This is a genomic window from Tistrella arctica (genome assembly GCF_039630945.1).
Lineage (GTDB): Bacteria > Pseudomonadota > Alphaproteobacteria > Tistrellales > Tistrellaceae > Tistrella > Tistrella bauzanensis.
Window position 1 is genome coordinate 212,687 of record NZ_JBBKTV010000009.1, and the last position, 16,849, is coordinate 229,535.

Here is a 16,849-nt window from a genome sequence, read left to right on the forward strand (position 1 = left end):
TACGCGCGCCCCTGAGCCGACCTGACCCGACCTGATCCGCCGCGCCTTCCATCACACCCGCCTCCCCGACGGCCGTTTGCCGCCCGGGGAGGCGGGACCGGGGCCGGCTTGCCAAGTTCCGCCGTCGAGCGAACGCATAAGAGGAATATCCTATCATGACCACGCGCGAAGATGGCATGTCCCCCGGTGCCAATGCACTGCCGGACGGTCCGATCACCGGCGGCGAGGCACTTGCCCGCATGCTTCTGGCCCATGGTATCGGCCCGCTGTTCGGCATGGGCGGCTTTCAGTTGCTGCCGTTCTATGATGCCTGCCGCCGGCTGGGCCTGCGCCATGCCTTGATCAATGACGAGCGCTGCGGCGCCTTCGCAGCCGACGCCTATGCCCGGGTGACCGGCCGGGTCGGCGTCTGCGACGCAACCCTTGGGCCAGGCGCCACCAATCTGGTGACGGCGCTGGTCGAGAGCTACAATGCCGGCGTGCCGGTGGTTGCCATCGTCGGCGACACCCATCGCGACCATTCCTGGAAGAACATGACCCAGGAAACCCGGCAGCTCGACATTCTGCGGCCGGTGGTCAAGGAAGTGATCCGGGTGGAGCGCACCGCCCGCATCCCCGAACTGGTGCGGCGCGCCTTTGCGGTCGCCACCTCCGGCCGCCCCGGTCCGGTGCTGCTCGATGTGCCGGAAGACGTGGCCCATGACGAGATCGTCTTCGCCGCATCCGACTTCTATGCCGATCCGGCATCGGAAGCCGCCCCCTCGCTGCGCTGCCGGCCAGCCTCGGCCGATCTGGCGCGGGCGGTGGATCTGCTCGCCAAGGCCGAGCGTCCGGTGATCCTGGCCGGTGGCGGCGTGCATCTGTCGCAGGCGGCGCCGGCCTTGCAGGCCTTCGCCGAAACCCATGGCATTCCGGTGGCCCACACCCTGTCGGGCAAGGGCGCCATCGCCTGCACCCATCCGCTGTCGCTGGGCATTTTCGGCCGCTATACCCGCATCGCCAATGATGTGATCGAGCGTGCCGACGTGATCTTCGTCATCGGCTGCAAGCTGGGTGAAATCGCCACCAAGCGCTATTCGGTGCCGCCGGCGGGCAAGACCGTGATCCATCTGGATATCGTGGCCGAGGAATTCGACCGCTGCTATCCGGCGACGGTGCGGCTGTGGGGCGATGCGCTGGAAGGCCTGCAGGCGCTGGACGAGGCGCTGGCACCGGGTGCGGACGCGGCCCGCGTGGCCCGCAAGGCCTATGGCGACGAGGTCGTCGCGCGCATGGCCAAATGGCGTGAGGAGGTGGCCCCCAAGCTTGCCTCCGACGAGCGCCCGATCACCATGGCCCGGCTGATGACCGAGGTGACCAAGGCGCTGCCCGAAGACGGGCTGCTGGTTGCCGATGGTGGCTTCGCCGCCCATTGGGGCGGGCTGCTGTTCGACACCAAGCGCGCCGGGCGCGGTTTCGTGCCCGATCGCGGTTTCGCCTCGATCGGCTATGGCCTGCCGGGGGCGATGGGCTGCGCGCTGGCGGCACCCGGCCGGCCGGTGATGGCGCTGACGGGGGATGGCGGCTTCAACATGACGCTGGGCGAGCTTGAAACCGCCCTGCGCATGGATCTGGCCTTCACGCTGATCATCGTCAACAACGCCGCCTCGGGCTATGTGAAGGCGTTGCAGCACCTGATGTATGGCACCGGCAATTATCAGTCGAGCGATCTGCGCGAGATGAATTACGCGAAGATCGCCGAGACCATGGGCGCCCAGGGCATCCGGGTCGAGAACCCCGACGACCTGCCGGCGGCGCTGGCCAAGGCGATGGCCGAACGCGGCCGGCCGACGGTGCTGGACGTGGTGGTGACCCGCGACCCCGCCAACATGCTGCCGGGCGTCGACAGCCGGGCGGTGAAGGCCAAGAAGGGCGATCGCGTCGCCTGATCGGGCGTGGTGCTGACCGGGAGTTGGCCTGATCGGGCGTGGGCCTGACGGGTGGGGGGCTTCGTGCTAGGCTGTCATGGCGGGTCGATCGGCCCGCCATGATGCCTTGTGCGGAGCCCGCCCCCATGCCCGATCAACCAGCCGCCGATGTCCCCGGCCGCCGCCCCCGTATCGCCATCACCGGCAGTGCCGGCACCGGCAAGACCACATTGGTCGAGGCGCTGGGCCGGCATCTGGGGCTGCCGGTGGTGCCGGAACATATGCGCGCCCGTATCGAAGGCGGGCTGGACCTGCACAGCCTGGGCTGGGACGAGTTCCGCGCCCTGGTCCGCACCCTGTATGACCAGCATGTCGCCGAACGCGATCAGGCGTTGGCCGCCGCCGGCGGGGTGATCACCGACCGCTCGCCGCTCGACACCCTGGCCTTCTGGCTGCATTACGGCTTTGCCGGCGATACCGCCGCCACCGATGCCCTGGCCGATGATGCGGTGGCACGGATGGCGCCGCTGGATCTGGTGGTGGTGCTGCCCTCGGGCGCCATACCCTTCGTCGAGGATGGCGTGCGCTCGCCCAACCCCTGGCTGCAACTGAAATACCAGATCCTGATCGAAGGTCTGCTCGACCGTTTCGCGCCCGACATGGCGGTGCTGCGCATGCCATCGGGCCTGATCGATCCGCAGGCGCGGGTCGAGGCGGTGCTGGCGGCGCTGCCCCCGGATTGCGACGCCGCCGGCGCCGGATAGTTCCGGCTCAGTTGGCCCCGCTTCAGCCGGCCCCGGCTCAGTTGACCTGATTCTTGACCTTGTCGAATTTGAGCTTCGGCCAGTCTTCGGCGGTGCGGGTCAGGTGCCAGGCATTGCGGGCCAGGAACACCGGCCGGCCGGTGTGGTCATCAGACAGCGACGAGCCGTTGGTGTCGGAAAACCGCTTCATCTCGGCCGGATCGCCCGACACCCAGCGCGCCGCATAGGCCTCGACCGTCTCATACATCACCGGGATGCCGTATTCGGTGCGGATGCGGTCGGCCAGCACCTCGAACTGCAAGGCACCGACCACGCCGACCACGAAATAGGTCGAGATCCGGGGCTTGAGCACGGCGGCGACGCCTTCCTCGGCCAATTGCTCCAGGGCGCGGCCCAGATGCTTGGCCTTCATCGGATCGTCCGGGCGGATGCGGCGCAGCATTTCCGGCGCGAAGGACGGAATGCCGGTGAAGTGGAGTTCCTCGCCCTCGGTCAGGCTGTCGCCGATGCGCAGGGTGCCGTGATTGGGGATGCCGATGATGTCGCCGGCCACCGCCTCGTCGGCGATCTCGCGATCCTGGGCCATGAACATGACCGGGGCGCTCACATTCACGGCCTTGGCCGAGCCCACCGGCAACAGGCGCATGCCGCGCTTGAAATGGCCCGAGCACAGCCGCACGAAGGCGATGCGGTCGCGGTGCTTCAGGTCCATATTCGCCTGAATCTTGAACACGAAGCCGGTCACCTTGTCCTCGGTCGGCTCCACGTCGCGCGGGGTGGCGGGCTGGGGGCGCGGCGGCGGTGCCAGCCGGGCCACACCTTCCAGAAGCTCGCGCACGCCGAAATTGTTCAGCGCGCTGCCGAAGAACACCGGCGTCAGATGGCCCTCGCGATAGGCATTCAGGTCGAAGGCCGGGCACAGTTCGCGGACCATGGCGACCTGATCCTTCAGCTCTTCCCACTGGTCGCGCGGCAGATGGTCGCCGATGGTCGGGTCGTCGAGGCCCGAGACCGCGAAGGAGACATCGTTGATGCTCGACCGGTCGCCGCGATCCATCAGCACCATGCGGTCGTCGACCAGGTCATAGCAGCCACGGAAGGTGCGGCCCATGCCGATCGGCCACGACACCGGCGCGACATCCAGCGCCAGGGTCTGTTCGATCTCGTCGATCAGCTCCAGCGGGTCGCGGGCCTCGCGGTCCATCTTGTTGACGAAGGTGATGATCGGCACGTCGCGCAGACGGCAGACCTCGAACAGCTTGCGGGTCTGTTCCTCGATGCCCTTGGCGGCGTCGATGACCATGATCGCGCTGTCGACGGCGGTCAGCGTGCGATAGGTGTCTTCCGAGAAATCCTCATGGCCGGGCGTGTCGAGCAGGTTGAAGGCGCAGTCGCCATACTCGAAGCTCATCACCGAGGCCGAGACCGAAATCCCGCGCTCCCGCTCCACCTTCAGCCAGTCCGACCGCGCGCGCCGCTGCTCACCGCGCGCCTTCACGGCACCGGCCATCTGAATGGCACCCGAAAACAGCAGCAGCTTCTCGGTCAGCGTGGTCTTGCCGGCGTCGGGATGCGAGATGATCGCGAAGGTGCGGCGCCGCGCAATCTCGGCGCCGATGTCGGTGATGTCGGTCATGCGCTCGAACGGGTTCGGATGGACGGGAACAACAAGGCATCTCAAGCGGCGATAGGTAACCCGTCCAGCCGCGATTTTCCAGGGACTTCGCTCGGATCGGCCGTCATAATCGGCGGGCGGCGCGGTTGAAACCCGCGCACCGGAACCCTCCGGCGGCCCTCGACCGGCCGGCGGCAGGTGCAGGAGGAGGCGAGGATGGCGAAGATGGATATGCGTCATGCCAGGTTGTTCCGGGCCGGGCCCGATCAGGCGGTGCGGATCCCGCAGGGCTTCGAATTGCCGGGTGACGAGGTGATCATCCACCGCGAGGGTGAGCGGCTGGTCATCGAACCCGTTGCCAGACCGGGACTGCTTGCGCTTCTGGCGACGCTGGACCCGATCGATGACACCTTTCCGGACGTGGATGACGGTCTGCCTCCGCTCGACGATATCGACCTCTGAATGGCTGATCTGCACCTTCTGGACACCAATATCGTGTCCGACCTTGTCCGCAATCCGCAGGGGAAAGCTGCGGCGAGCGTTGCCTCTGGCCCGGCGCTCGCGCCAATCCGGCGGTCGAGGGGTGGACGACATCGCTCTTGAGGTCGCTAGTGACAGCACATATGCTGTCATCATGATTCCACTGGTCATCGACACCAATGTTTTCGTTTCCGCTCTGCGTTCCGGGGGCGGAGCCTCGCGTCAGGTGTTGCGGCGCTGCCTGGAGGGTGGCTATCGGCCGCTGTTCTCCAATGCCCTGTGGCTGGAATACGAGGATCTGCTGGCGCGGCCGGTGTGGACCGATCAGACGACGGCGGAGGAACGCGGCCAGGTGCTGGCGGCCCTTGCTGCCGCCGGTCAGTGGATCAAGATCTATTACGGTTGGCGCCCCAACTTGCGGGACGAAGGCGACAACCACCTGATCGAACTGGCGATCGCCGGAGCCGCGCGGGCGATCGTCACCCACAATGTCAGGGACGTGCGCGGCGGCGAACTGCGTTGGAACGATCTTCTGGTTCTGACCCCGTCGCAATGCCTGGAGCAGATGACATGAGCACCTTGACCATCCGCCTGCCCGACGACACGGCGCAGCGCCTGAAGCAACTGGCGGCGTCGCGCGGTGTCAGCCTCAACAAGCTGATGGAGGAACTGGGCACCACCGCCCTGGCCGCCCATGATGCCGAGATCCGCTTCCGCGCGGCGGCAGCCGACGCCGACCGGCAAGGCGCGCTCGACATTCTGGACCGGCTGGATGAGGCCGACGCGCGGGAACGCCGATCGGCCCGATGATCTGCCGCCCGGTGATCTGATGCCCGGTGATCTGATGATCATGGCGCAATGCCGGGTGTGAGATCCGCCTTGCACCGCGGCCGCGCGGCGCAAGGCGCATCACTGCCGGCCGCGATGTCGCCACAGCTCCGGCATCTCGAACCGCCCGGCCCAGATGCCGCGCCCGGCGTCATGGGCCTCGGCTTCCAGGGCTGCATAGATGCGTGAATAGCGCCGATAGGCCACGGCCATGCCGTCGCGCACCAGCCGCGCGCCCAGATCCTCGCCGCCGGCATGGCACAGCGCCAGAAACCGCTTGTACCGGTCGCGCCCGGTGACGACGCAGATCACCTCGCGGCCCTGGGTCAACGCCCGCAAGGCCTCGCCCGCGGCCGCCCCGCAGGGCCAGACCCGGCCATCGGCGCCGGTGCAGCTCTGCGCGGCTTCCTGGGCATCTATGCCATACAGCCGGACCCGCTCCCCGGCGATCTCCAGCGTGTCGCCATCGATCACCCGCGCCGCGCCGGTCAGTTCCCGGGCGAGAGCAGGGCACGACAGCAACGCCACCGCCAGGGCGGCGGCGCATGCCGCTCCTTTCCGTCTCATCCGGTCCACCAACTGAAGCGCAGAACGGCGCGCCCGCCGTGATATGCGCTTGAGCTTTTGGCTTGGTGGCCGGGGTTGAGAAAACCGTCACATGAGCGGCCCTCGGACCTTTAGGCGGAACCTTGGACATACGTCCGAGCCCCCGGCCGCAAGAGCCAAGTTAACCGATTTCAGTTCGGCTGACCGCATGTGAAGGGGTTTCTCAGGCCCCAGAAACCGGCTGCGTCCTCCGGCTCCCGGCGCGACGATGCCATGACGACAGATTGAGGGAAAGGAAAACCACGCTATGCGCGGCAGCGGCGAGGGATAATCCTGTCGATTGCAACTGTTACTCTGCCGCTCATCTCAATTATCGCCGCCAGGATGTGGCCGACCCAATGAACCCGCAGTCCGTATCTCAAATGAACCACCGCGCCATGCCGTATAGCGGCGGCGCGCTCTGGACGTGGTTTGGCACAGCCTCGAGAATACAAGGCTCCGACCGGGGGTAGTTCAGCCGACCATGCGCGTCGACCCCCGAACTTTTCAGGCACACGCCCTTGGACATCGTCCGGGCCCCCGGCCGCAAGCAGTCGCCAGCCACAAACGCAGCCAGCTCACCGCATGTGAAGGGTTTCTCAGGCCCTGAAGCTGACTGCGGCGATCAGCTTCAGGGTTGATTTTAGCTGTTAAGGGCGAGGATAAAATCGAAATAAAAGCAACTTATGGGGGCATAAGGGGCGATACTTTGGGAGTCAGGCGGAACCTCTCCATAGCCCACCTTTGAGTCGCGAGAGATTGCCAAGAATGCATGGGTGCCTGAAATCCGCTATTTTCTGAGATTGGCAGCCCAGTTTTTCTTACGAAGCATGCTGAATGGCATTATGCTGGTGAAGCTTGTCTGTCGAGCCAGATCAGGCGGTGAAAATAGGCGCGAGGCTAACGATCCCGGTCTTTATCGTCGCCTCGGTTGCCTGCCCATTCAGTGTCTCTCTCGGCATTCGTACTGAGGGAATTGTGAGAACACAGGATAGTGCGACGGATTTTCGAGGTACTCACATTAGTTGATGTTGAGGTACTGGATACAGGTCTGTGTGTATTCTTTGGTATGAGTAGGGGTGTTTAGCTCGTTAAATTTTAGATAGATGTATAATTCCTATTTTAACGTACATATATTTTTTATTGCCGAAATTTCGTTCTGCTGAAAAATAGTCGACTCCTTCTATCGTCCTTGCAGCAAAAATCCAAGTTTGATCCCAGCATGTTTCCACGAAAATATTATCGATAATATGATGCCCATCTGCAATGAGTATGCAGGTCTCATCATCTTTATTTTCGACAATTATTCCCATAAATTCTAAGGAATATTTTATTTTCTTGTCATAAGGGGCAAGTCTAATTAATTCACTTACACGTTTATCGTCAAAGTTCTTTATTTTTGTTCCAAAGAGATGTTTGATGCACTCTTCGCCATCCATTAGCGGAATAATTATAGAGTTTGTATTACTTTTGATTTCGGGCGTGAGAGGCTCCGACCAAATTCTGAAAGCAGATCTGGTCATATCAAGCACGCAATTGAGGGCAACAAACATAATATTAGCGGCTATAATATTAAAAGCGATAGAACTTGAAATTTTAAAGCCAAATATTATTAATTCGAAATTTGCCAAAGATTTAATTGCCACTAAGAATAGTGAGACACCTAATATAATTATTAATGTATAACATGTTCTTTTCAAGCTTAAGCGTGTCTTGAAAAATCTGTCTCGACGATCATTTTCATATTTATCTAATTCAACCAGAAGATTGTAGGATGAAGCTAAGCTGATCGTAACCACAAACCCTAAAAACGCTAATATCTCATGATTCACGAAATTTCTAAAAAATACATTGCCTTCATCACTCAGCCAATAGGGGTGCACGATAGCGATGGATAAAAATCCACAATTTAGAATAAAAATAGCCAAATATGCAATATTTCTATCCAAATCCAAGAATCTTTCCTGCTTCTCTCAGCCAAGAGAGTCTAGTTTCTTCCGTATTATCATTTGGAATCTGTATATCGATTTTTGTTTTTTTCGTCTTATCCTTAGATTTGTAGCGCAATCCGCTCATTGCTAAAGCTTCAATTTCACCACCTCCCTTTTCACTATATTCAACTCCCTGCTTAATTCTATCACTTTCCGTGCTGATACCGTCAGGGCTATAGAATCCGACTCGAATATTCTGTGCATTTGTGTCATCTCGGGCTCTTTTTAGTTCTTGATCGAGAGATTTAGTCGTGTCCCACATATTGGGAGCAACGAAATCAAAAGTCACTCTTCTAAGGCAATTCCCATTCTGGCCGGCGAAATCCCAGAAGGTTGAAGCATCAAATATCGGCTTGGCGTCCACAATATATGGATGATTGGGTTTTGAATTTAAATATTCAAAAAGATATTTTAACAATGGAGACGGCTTTCCTATCCTTGTATCAAATTCAAAAGCAAGTCTTTGACCATCTTGATGATTCGCATGATCAATAATAACTCTCGCGCCTTGCCATTCAGTGTCTCTTTTTTCTGTCCCACCTTCCTCGGGCGGCAAATGAAATGAATGACTTACTTCTTTTACAATGATTCCGATTATAATTTTACTGCAAGTCTCTGGTATCCAATGATATTCTGTAGCCCTTCCCGTAAACACAATTTTCTCTTTTAATACAGAGGACAGCCAATCTTCACGATTTTGTGGTCCATCTCCAAATAGATCCGGTTGAGCACGCTGCATCAGCGACAGATGAAACAATTCGAAGGTTCTTGACATTCTGTTACCCAAATTGGTTGCCTGATGCAGGTGCTTTAAGGCAGAAGGTGTGTATATCATTCTATGAGCACATGATTGCCAATATCAACAGCATAGATTCCCATTAAATCAACCAAATTAAGAGATCTAAGGTGCTGATAGAGCGGGTAGAGCCTGCGCCTAAGCAACCGGAAAGACGGATAACGCTTCCGGCTTGCGACATAGGTGACAGCTCGGTTTCGGCCTTCGTTTGGTGCGGGATCGCGATCCCGCGTCAAACTTTAGCCGGCTTCCCCCTGAGCGTGCCTAGCGCCACGGGCCCGTGTATTTCATCAGCCACCTATCCGGGCCTATCACGAACAGGCAGACCGGTTCGCCTGATAGCACCTCGGTCAGAAACAGGCTTCGGTTTCGCCATTTGATCTCTCCCGTCCTGCGCACTCTCCGGATCTCGGCGTCATTTGGGTAGTCTGGCGACCGGAGCCGGCCGTCGAAACGCCGTGGCGATGGCTGGTAGCGCGCGGCGGGCACCTCATAATCCAGCGCTTCATGCGGTCGCTCGTGGTTGACGCTCTGGCGGAAATCCCGGAACCGCTGCATCTGCTCCTTCAGGCTCCGGGCCGGCGGCAAGGCCGTTTCTTCCTGAAGGGTCAGGTGCATCCGCTCATGTCGCCCGTTCTGTTGCGGCTTGCCGGGCTCGATCCGCTCCGGCCGGATACCGGCCTTGATCAGCCGTACCGCCAGACGGGACAGGCCTCCCGCACCCCGCCCTGCAAACGGTGCTCCATTGTCCGAGCGGATCGCCGTCGGTAGACCGAATTCATAAAATGCGCTTTCCAGAACCGGCCACACATGCGCCAGATCCGGACGACCGACCGCCTCACACCGGATCAGGTATCGGCTCTCGGCATCCGTCACCGTCAGAGGATCTACCTGGATCCCGTCGCCGGTCAGGAACCAGCCTTTGAAGTCCATGCACCAGACGTCGTTCGGCGCCCGGCAGCTCTGGAACGGGTAGCTTTGCGGCCCGATGCGGCGACATCTCTTGCGCGCCCGGCTCAGCCCGGCCTCGACAAGAATGCCCCCGATCGTGTTCGCCGCCGGCCAGCACAGATCCGGAGGCCGCGCGCCCCATCACGGCAATAGTGACCCAGCCACTTATGCCCCGTCTTCCGGCTGATGCCGAACACACGGCACAACTCCGAGATGCTGTCGCCGCCCTCAAGGCAGGTCGACACGAAACACAACCGCTCATCCATCACACAGGTCTCTTGCCACGCCATGGTCGCACCTCCGCGACCATCTTGCGCACCTGTTACCCATGTCGGCGGGCTGAACTGTTACCTATCTAACCGGCCTGCACCCCCCCCATCCCCACCCCCACCTTGCACTCTCCCCCTCCGGGTCGATATCTTGGCCTCAACCGCAATCACCCGTACCCGCGCCGGAGACCCGCGCCCGATGGCCAATGCCGCGACGGAAGAGCTGATCGAGAATTTCTCTCTGTTCGACGACTGGGAGGAACGCTATGCCTATCTGATCGATCTGGGCCGCAAGCTGGATCCGCTGCCCGAGGAAGACCGCACGCCCGAGAGCAAGATCGAGGGCTGCATGAGCCAGGTCTGGCTGGTGAGTGCGGTCGAGCCCGGGGCGCCGCCGGTGGTGCGCTATCGGGCCGACAGCGACAGCCAGATCGTGCGCGGGTTGATCGCCGTGCTGATGACCGCCTATTCGGGCGAGACCGCCGACCGGATCGTCGCCACCGACATCAACGACATCTTCACCCGCATCGGTCTGGACAAGCATCTGAGCCCCAATCGCCGCAACGGCTTCTATGCCATGGTGCAGCGGATTTCCGATGTCGCCGCCGATGCCCTGAAGCGGGCATCGTGAGCCTGTCCACCCTGTCCGACCCTGCTCGCCACGTCTGACCGCCCAATCCGATCCCGTCGTCCCTGATCCGCGGAGCCCGACCCATGGCCCATGAACTGATCCGCCAGCCCGGTGCCGCCGCACCCCTGCGTCTGAACAGCCCGATCGACGAGGCGGCGCTGGCGCGGGCGCGGGTGGATATGGCCGCCTGTCTGCGGATGGCGGCGCGGCTTGGCTTCGCCGAGGGGATCTGCAATCACTTCTCGGCCCTGGTGCCGGGGCGCGACGATCTGTTTCTGGTCAACCCCTATGGGCTGGCCTTCGCCGAGGTCACCGCGTCCAGCCTGCTGGTCTGCGATTTCGACGGCAATGTCATCCGGGGCGAGGGCACGCCCGAGGCGTCGGCGTTCTATATCCACGCCCGGCTGCATCTGAGCAAGCCCGGCGCCGCCGCCGCCTTCCACACCCACATGCCCAATGCCACCGCGCTGACCATGATCGAGGGCGAACCGCTGTCTCATGCCGGGCAGACCGCGTTGAAATTCCTGGGCCGCGTGGCGGTGGACCCGGTCTATAACGGTCTGGCGCTGGACGCGGACGAGGGCGACCGCATCGCCGCCGCCATGGGCGATGCCGATATCCTGTTCATGCGCAATCATGGCGTGATGGTCACCGGCCCCAGCATCGCCGAGGCCTGGGACGATCTGTATTACCTGGAGCGCGCCGCCGAGGTGCAGATCCGCGCGCTGTCGACCGGCCGGCCGCTGCTGCCGGTGCCGGAGGCCGTGGCGCGGGTCACCGCCCGGCAGATGCGCGACGGCGACGCCGAAAGCGCCCGGCTGCATCTGGAGAGCGTGAAGCGCATCCTGGCGCGCAGCGAGCCCGATTTCGCGTCCTGACCCGTTCCCCCGTCCTGACCCGTTCCCCCGTCGTTTGGTCGCAGCAGGAGATGTCCCATCATGTCGAGGGCAGAGGTCAGCATCGGTGAGGCCCGCTATGCGGTTTCGGTCCGCTCAGGCGATCACAGCCTGACCGCCGACGAGCCGGCGGCGCTGGGCGGCGGCAACACGGGCCCCGCGCCCTATGATCTGCTGCTGGCAAGCCTTGGCGCCTGCACCGCCATCACCCTGAAGATGTATGCCGAGCGCAAGCAATGGCCGCTCGCCGCCGCCCATGTCGCGCTGCATTTCCACCGCGTCGACGACGTGGCCCGCATCGACCGGGTGCTGACGCTTGAGGGCGCGCTGTCCGACGACCAGCGCGCGCGCCTGGCCGACATCGCCGAGCGCACCCCGGTGACGCTGACCCTGAAAGGGGGCCTCGGCATCGAAACCAGGCTGGCCTGAGCACCAGACCGCACCAGACCGCCGACACCAGACCGCCGATGGCGTCCCGCGCATCAGGTCTTGCGCGCAGAAGACCGCCACGGCCCCATACCGTTCGAGGAAACGTCCGATGGATGAGTTGATCAAGGCCACCGCCCGCGATCTGGTGGCGCGGCTGGCGCGTGGCGATGTGACGCCGGGTGACCTGCTGGATGCGCTGGAACGGCGCATCGACGCGGTGGATGGCGCCGTGAACGCGGTGGTGACCCGCGCCTTCGATCAGGCCCGCGCCGAGGCCCGCCACTGGATGCCGACCACCGACCGCCGCCGCCAGCCCGGCCGGCTGCATGGTCTGCCGGTGGCGATCAAGGATCTGACCGCCACGGCCGGCATCCGCACCACCTATGGCTCGCCGGTCTTCGCCGATCACGTGCCGGAGGTGTCCGACGCAGTGGTGGCGCAGCTTCAGAACCGGGGCGGCATCGTCTATGCCAAGACCAACACCCCGGAATTCGGCGCCGGCGCGCAAACCTTCAACGAGGTCTTCGGCACCACCCGCAACCCCTGGCACACCGATTACACCCCCGGCGGCTCGTCGGGCGGCTCGGCGGTGGCGCTGGCGACCGGCTGCGCCTGGATGGCCCAGGGCTCGGATCTGGGCGGCTCGTTGCGGATCCCCGCCGCCTTCACCGGCGTGGTCGGCCTGCGCCCGACGCCGGGGCGGGTGCCGCGCGGCCCCTCCACCGCCGCCTTCTCCACCCTGGATGTCGACGGGCCGATGGCGCGCAACGTCGCCGATCTGGGGCTGATGCTGGATGCCATGGCCGGGCTGTATCCGGGCGACCCGCTGTCGCGGGAAGCGGAGCCGGGCGCCTTCGAGGCGGCGGCGACCAGCCCGATGCGGCCGCGCCGCGTGGCGGTGTCGGTCGATCTGGGGATCGTGCCGGTGGCCGCCGCGGTGCGCGACGCTTTCGCCCGCGCTGTGGACCGTCTGGCCGCCGAGGGCGTGGAGATCGTGGCCCTCGATACCGATTTCTCGGCGGCCGAGAGCAGCTTCAAGGCCCTGCGCGCCGGATTGATGGCGACCATCCATGAAGAGCTGCTGGCGCGCCATCGCGCGCGGCTGAAGCCCGATCTGGTGTGGAACATCGAACACGGGCTGGGCTTGACCGCCGCCGTGCTGGGGCGTGGTGAGCGCGACCGCGCCGCCATGACCCATGGCCTGCTGCGCACCCTGGCCGATGTCGATCTGGTGCTGACCCCGACCGTGCTGACGCCGCCCTTCCCGCATGTCATCCGCTCGCTGGACGAGATCGAGGGCCACCGCTTCGAGACCTATGTCTCGTGGCTGGCGCTGACCTTCGCCATCACCCTCACCGGCACGCCCGCCCTGTCGCTGCCGGCCGGGATGATGCCGGTCAGCCCCGCCGGCGGCGGCGCCGCTGTGGATCTGCCCTTCGGCCTGCAGGTGATCGGCCGGCCGGCGGATGAAGCCGGGCTGCTGGCCCGCGCCGCCTGGATGGAGAGCGTGTTCACCCCCCGGCATCTGGTGCCGATCGACCCCCGCTGACCGCAGAACCCGGACGATGCACCCGTGGCGGTTGACTGCCCGGGGATGCGCGCCCGTTTGATGACCCGACAGCGAGCCGCATTCGGTGGTCTGCCGGCGGCAAATGATCCCGCGCCGGTCGAACGCAAGGCGCCTGACTGCATCAGCATGCGGTCAGGCGCCTTTTTCAATGACAGCGCAAGATATTGGCCGGCCGGGATATGGATGCCCGCCGCATTCAATCATATGCGGCAAACTGTTGCATAATGCGAAACGTTTCCACTCTCATGCACTGTTGATGTCGTCTGACGCGTATAGGTCAGCATTAACTCCTTTTTCACGTTGAAAAATTATCTCTGAAGTTGTTCTAATGCACGCAGGGGATGTGAACGTCTCCTCAATGAAAAATGATCGCGGGCCAAACGCCGGCGCCGGATACCGGCGCCAGATGCCGGAACGGGGCGCCCGCGGCACATTACCCGGGAAACGGGTCGATAACGGCCGCAGGCGCCGACCCGCCATACCGATGGCGGCGGTCTGGCGCGGAGCGGCGACCAGGGGGACGATGATGAAATCGGAGCTGCGAAAGGCCCGGTCGCGCGAACGTGTGGCGCGGATCCAGGCATTGACGGCGGACGATCCGGCCCTCGCCGGACGCCTGAACCGTATCCTGACCCACGCCCGCAACGTGCGGGTGACGGAATACCACCTGACCAATGCCTGCAACATCCGCTGCAAAGGCTGCTGGTTCTTCGAATACGGCCACGACACGGCGACCCGCGAGGTCAAGGATCTGGCGACGCTCGACAGCTTTCTGGTGAGCGAGACCAAGGCCCGCCGGGTGAACGCGGCGCTGGTGATCGGTGGCGAGCCGACCCTGTTTCCAGACCGGCTGCGGCTGTTCGTGAAGCATATCCGCTATGTCACCGTGTCGTCGAACGGCCTGCGGCGCCTGCCGTGGGAGGGGTTCGAAGATGTGACGGTGATGCTGACCCTGTTCGGCGGCGGCCAGTTGGACGACGAGCTGCGCGCGATCAAGCCCAGCGGACGCCAGTTCACCGGCCTGTTCGAGACGGTGCTCGACAATTACCGCGACGACCCGCGGGCCAATTTCGTCTATGCGCTGACCGAGGATGGCATCGGCCATATCGAGGAGACCGTGCGTCGCATCCGCGACAACGGCAACCGGCTGTCGTTCAACTTCTACAGCAAATACGGCTCGGCCGATCCGACCGCGCAGGAACATCAGGAAGCCCTGCTGGCCGAAGCGCTGCGGGTGAAGGCGCTGTATCCCGATACCGTGCTGAGCCATCCCTATTACATCGAGGCGATGATCACCGGCCGGACCCATTGGGGCGCCAGCTTCGGCTATGACGTCTGCCCGTCGATCAGCATCGATCATCCCGATCATGCCGAACGGCTGGAGAACGGCAACCCGGTGCTGCCGTTCTTCAACACCTGGGCGGCCGATCTGAAGACGGTGAAGTTCTGCTGCACCTCGGGTCATTGCGATGGCTGCCGCGACAGTCAGGCGGTGAATTCCTGGCTGATGGTCAGCATGGACCAGTTCCTCGACAGCCGCGAGATGCTGGAGACCTGGATCGGCATCGCCGAGGGCTATTGGAACCAGTTCGTCTGGACCCCGTTCAACCCCAGCGCCGTCACTCATGCGGCATTGAAGGCCGAACGCCAGGGCGCCCAGAGCGAAGACGGGCATGGCGCCGACACCACCGCCTCCGGTCGTCCGGCGCTGGGCGGGGTGATGCCGCCACAGACCGTGCGGCCCACCATGCACGTGCCGGGCACCACACATTGATGCAGCCCATGACCGCCGACGTCCTGGCACGGCTCAATGCCCTCGACATCCTCACCCATACCGGCATTCAGGTGACGGTGGCGGCGGATGGCGTGGCCACTGCCCGGGTGTCGACGATCATGCCGCATCATCTCGATAGCGGCGATGCCGCGCGGATCAACGACGTGGTGATCATGGGCGTGCTCGATTGTGCGCTGGTGGCGCCGGCCATCCTCGTCACCGGCGGCGAACGCTGCGCCACGGTGGAGAGCGCGATAAAGCTGCTCGACCGATTGCCGGCGGCCCCGTTCCAGGCCGTCGGGCAGATAACGGGCCGTCAGGGTGACCTGTTCACCGTGTCGGTCCGCGTGGAAGACGACACCGGCCGCGTCGCCGCGACCGGCACCGGGATCGTCGCCAGACTCTGACCTCGGACCACAGACTTCCGACCACAAACTTCCGACCACAGACTTCCGACCATTGGCCGTCCTGACCGTTGCGGCGGGCGACCATCCCTGGCACCCCCCACACGCAGCTTCAGCCCGCATCATCGGGTTGGGCGTCGACATGTGGCCGCGTTATCAATCATAGGTATAACAGGAGAGCAATCATGCTCGAAAATGTTGCTATGGCCCCTGAGGCCGAGGCTCCCGTGGTCGTGAACGGCCCCGAAGAGTTCTACAAAATGCCCAAGGAATATCAGGATCTGGTGATCCACCAGCTCCGCGCACATACCGAGGGCGAGCTGACCGGCGCCGACGACTACACTCAGTTGCTCTACCCGATGGCGCCCGATGCCTATGAGCGCAAGATGTGCTGCGAACGCGCGGCGGAAGAGATGGACCATTTCGTGCGGGGCGCCGAGGTGCTGCGCGATCTGGGCATCGACGTCACCTATATGATGGATCAGCACTTCCAGGAGCGGCAGCATTACCGCACCGACGCCGTGCGCAAGATCGATAGCTGGGTGCAGCGCGGTCTGTTTTCGATGATCGGTGAGGGCGCCGTCCTGGCGATGATCGAGGAGATGGCCCAGTCGTCCTACAAGCCGATCGCGAATATGTGCATCTCGATCGTGATGGACGAATACAACCACGTCGCCCAGGGCCGCCGCATCGTGAAGCAGCTTTGCGCCACCCCGGAAGGCCGCGCCGCGGTTCAGGCCGAACTGGAAGGCGTGTGGTGGTCGACCATGCTCGACCTGTTCGGCCGTTCGGAAAGCGAACGTTCGAAGGCCTATGTCAAATGGGGTCTGCGCAAATACACCAATGAAGAGGCCCGCCAGCGTTACTGCGCCCATATCGTGCCGCAGCTTCGCGAACTGGGCCTGGACGTGCCCGACGACTGGACCCGTGGCCGTAAGTTCCTCTGATCGGGCCTGCTG

General features: G+C 62.9%; 16 protein-coding genes and 1 pseudogene. 12 read left to right on the top strand and 5 right to left on the bottom strand.

Features of this window, described 5'->3' with window-relative positions; genetic code table 11:
• Positions 1 to 155: 155 nt before the first annotated feature.
• Positions 156 to 1,928: a thiamine pyrophosphate-binding protein gene (locus WG924_RS21040; RefSeq protein WP_345935013.1), complete on the top strand. Its 1,773-nt coding sequence runs from the start codon at positions 156 to 158 to the stop codon at positions 1,926 to 1,928.
• 125 nt (positions 1,929 to 2,053) lie between these two features.
• The gene (locus WG924_RS21045) at positions 2,054 to 2,671 is read left to right on the top strand and encodes an AAA family ATPase (protein WP_345935014.1); all 618 of its coding nucleotides are present in this window, start codon (positions 2,054 to 2,056) and stop codon (positions 2,669 to 2,671) included.
• A gap of 37 nt (positions 2,672 to 2,708) precedes the next feature.
• Here the strand turns inward: WG924_RS21045 and WG924_RS21050 are convergent, their stop codons facing one another.
• Positions 2,709 to 4,307 (bottom strand): peptide chain release factor 3, encoded by a 1,599-nt coding sequence (locus tag WG924_RS21050; RefSeq protein ID WP_345935015.1) that lies wholly within the window; start codon positions 4,305 to 4,307, stop codon positions 2,709 to 2,711.
• 195 nt (positions 4,308 to 4,502) lie between these two features.
• Between WG924_RS21050 and WG924_RS21055 the strand changes: the two genes are divergently transcribed.
• The 3 genes from WG924_RS21055 (at position 4,503) to WG924_RS21065 (ending at position 5,576) form a co-directional block, all read left to right on the top strand.
• On the top strand, positions 4,503 to 4,748 hold the full coding sequence (locus WG924_RS21055; protein ID WP_372044828.1) for an antitoxin: 246 nt from the start codon (positions 4,503 to 4,505) through the stop codon (positions 4,746 to 4,748).
• 172 nt (positions 4,749 to 4,920) lie between these two features.
• Positions 4,921 to 5,340, top strand: coding sequence for a putative toxin-antitoxin system toxin component, PIN family (locus WG924_RS21060; RefSeq protein ID WP_345935016.1), 420 nt, complete (start codon positions 4,921 to 4,923; stop codon positions 5,338 to 5,340).
• Positions 5,337 to 5,576, top strand: coding sequence for a ribbon-helix-helix protein, CopG family (locus WG924_RS21065; protein ID WP_345935017.1), 240 nt, complete (start codon positions 5,337 to 5,339; stop codon positions 5,574 to 5,576). The genes WG924_RS21060 and WG924_RS21065 overlap by 4 nt, the downstream gene beginning before the upstream one ends.
• Positions 5,577 to 5,675: 99 nt before the next feature.
• On the opposite strand, the gene WG924_RS21070 is transcribed toward WG924_RS21065, so the two are convergent.
• The 4 genes and pseudogenes from WG924_RS21070 to WG924_RS21085 form a co-directional block, all read right to left on the bottom strand.
• Positions 5,676 to 6,161 carry a thermonuclease family protein gene (locus WG924_RS21070; protein ID WP_345935019.1) on the bottom strand — a complete coding sequence of 162 codons (486 nt, stop codon included), beginning with the start codon at positions 6,159 to 6,161 and terminating at the stop codon, positions 5,676 to 5,678.
• Positions 6,162 to 7,270: 1,109 nt separating this feature from the next.
• Complete coding sequence (locus tag WG924_RS21075; RefSeq protein ID WP_345935020.1) at positions 7,271 to 8,134, bottom strand: hypothetical protein; 864 nt, start codon at positions 8,132 to 8,134, stop codon at positions 7,271 to 7,273.
• Complete coding sequence (locus WG924_RS21080) at positions 8,121 to 8,945, bottom strand: hypothetical protein (protein ID WP_345935021.1); 825 nt, start codon at positions 8,943 to 8,945, stop codon at positions 8,121 to 8,123. Before WG924_RS21080 ends, WG924_RS21075 begins: the two co-directional genes overlap by 14 nt.
• 253 nt (positions 8,946 to 9,198) lie before the next feature.
• Positions 9,199 to 10,207, bottom strand: a pseudogene (locus WG924_RS21085) (integrase core domain-containing protein).
• A 178-nt stretch (positions 10,208 to 10,385) separates the two neighbouring features.
• Between WG924_RS21085 and WG924_RS21090 the strand changes: the two are divergent.
• From WG924_RS21090 to WG924_RS21120, 7 genes are all read left to right on the top strand, one after another.
• Positions 10,386 to 10,817, top strand: coding sequence for a SufE family protein (locus WG924_RS21090; protein WP_345935022.1), 432 nt, complete (start codon positions 10,386 to 10,388; stop codon positions 10,815 to 10,817).
• 83 nt (positions 10,818 to 10,900) lie between these two features.
• On the top strand, positions 10,901 to 11,695 hold the full coding sequence (locus tag WG924_RS21095) for an aldolase (RefSeq protein ID WP_345935023.1): 795 nt from the start codon (positions 10,901 to 10,903) through the stop codon (positions 11,693 to 11,695).
• Positions 11,696 to 11,755: 60 nt separating this feature from the next.
• Positions 11,756 to 12,142: an OsmC family protein gene (locus WG924_RS21100; protein ID WP_345935024.1), complete on the top strand. Its 387-nt coding sequence runs from the start codon at positions 11,756 to 11,758 to the stop codon at positions 12,140 to 12,142.
• Between the two features lie 109 nt (positions 12,143 to 12,251).
• On the top strand, positions 12,252 to 13,691 hold the full coding sequence (locus WG924_RS21105) for an amidase (protein ID WP_345935025.1): 1,440 nt from the start codon (positions 12,252 to 12,254) through the stop codon (positions 13,689 to 13,691).
• A gap of 547 nt (positions 13,692 to 14,238) precedes the next feature.
• Complete coding sequence (locus tag WG924_RS21110; protein WP_345935026.1) at positions 14,239 to 15,486, top strand: radical SAM protein; 1,248 nt, start codon at positions 14,239 to 14,241, stop codon at positions 15,484 to 15,486.
• Between the two features lie 8 nt (positions 15,487 to 15,494).
• On the top strand, positions 15,495 to 15,893 hold the full coding sequence (locus WG924_RS21115; protein ID WP_345935027.1) for a PaaI family thioesterase: 399 nt from the start codon (positions 15,495 to 15,497) through the stop codon (positions 15,891 to 15,893).
• Between the two features lie 182 nt (positions 15,894 to 16,075).
• Positions 16,076 to 16,837 carry a Phenylacetic acid catabolic protein gene (locus tag WG924_RS21120; RefSeq protein WP_345935028.1) on the top strand — a complete coding sequence of 254 codons (762 nt, stop codon included), beginning with the start codon at positions 16,076 to 16,078 and terminating at the stop codon, positions 16,835 to 16,837.
• The last annotated feature ends 12 nt before the right edge of the window (positions 16,838 to 16,849 follow it).

What these genes read in the sequence shown, in the direction of transcription:
- WG924_RS21040 (WP_345935013.1), top strand. Translation starts at nt 156, where the DNA reads ATGACCACGCGCGAAGATGGCATGTCCCCCGGTGCCAATGCACTGCCG.
- WG924_RS21045 (WP_345935014.1), top strand. Translation starts at nt 2,054, where the DNA reads ATGCCCGATCAACCAGCCGCCGATGTCCCCGGCCGCCGCCCCCGTATC.
- WG924_RS21050 (WP_345935015.1), bottom strand. Translation starts at nt 4,307, where the DNA reads ATGACCGACATCACCGACATCGGCGCCGAGATTGCGCGGCGCCGCACC.
- WG924_RS21055 (WP_372044828.1), top strand. Translation starts at nt 4,503, where the DNA reads ATGGCGAAGATGGATATGCGTCATGCCAGGTTGTTCCGGGCCGGGCCC.
- WG924_RS21060 (WP_345935016.1), top strand. Translation starts at nt 4,921, where the DNA reads ATGATTCCACTGGTCATCGACACCAATGTTTTCGTTTCCGCTCTGCGT.
- WG924_RS21065 (WP_345935017.1), top strand. Translation starts at nt 5,337, where the DNA reads ATGAGCACCTTGACCATCCGCCTGCCCGACGACACGGCGCAGCGCCTG.
- WG924_RS21070 (WP_345935019.1), bottom strand. Translation starts at nt 6,161, where the DNA reads ATGAGACGGAAAGGAGCGGCATGCGCCGCCGCCCTGGCGGTGGCGTTG.
- WG924_RS21080 (WP_345935021.1), bottom strand. Translation starts at nt 8,945, where the DNA reads ATGTCAAGAACCTTCGAATTGTTTCATCTGTCGCTGATGCAGCGTGCT.
- WG924_RS21090 (WP_345935022.1), top strand. Translation starts at nt 10,386, where the DNA reads ATGGCCAATGCCGCGACGGAAGAGCTGATCGAGAATTTCTCTCTGTTC.
- WG924_RS21095 (WP_345935023.1), top strand. Translation starts at nt 10,901, where the DNA reads ATGGCCCATGAACTGATCCGCCAGCCCGGTGCCGCCGCACCCCTGCGT.
- WG924_RS21100 (WP_345935024.1), top strand. Translation starts at nt 11,756, where the DNA reads ATGTCGAGGGCAGAGGTCAGCATCGGTGAGGCCCGCTATGCGGTTTCG.
- WG924_RS21105 (WP_345935025.1), top strand. Translation starts at nt 12,252, where the DNA reads ATGGATGAGTTGATCAAGGCCACCGCCCGCGATCTGGTGGCGCGGCTG.
- WG924_RS21110 (WP_345935026.1), top strand. Translation starts at nt 14,239, where the DNA reads ATGAAATCGGAGCTGCGAAAGGCCCGGTCGCGCGAACGTGTGGCGCGG.
- WG924_RS21115 (WP_345935027.1), top strand. Translation starts at nt 15,495, where the DNA reads ATGACCGCCGACGTCCTGGCACGGCTCAATGCCCTCGACATCCTCACC.
- WG924_RS21120 (WP_345935028.1), top strand. Translation starts at nt 16,076, where the DNA reads ATGCTCGAAAATGTTGCTATGGCCCCTGAGGCCGAGGCTCCCGTGGTC.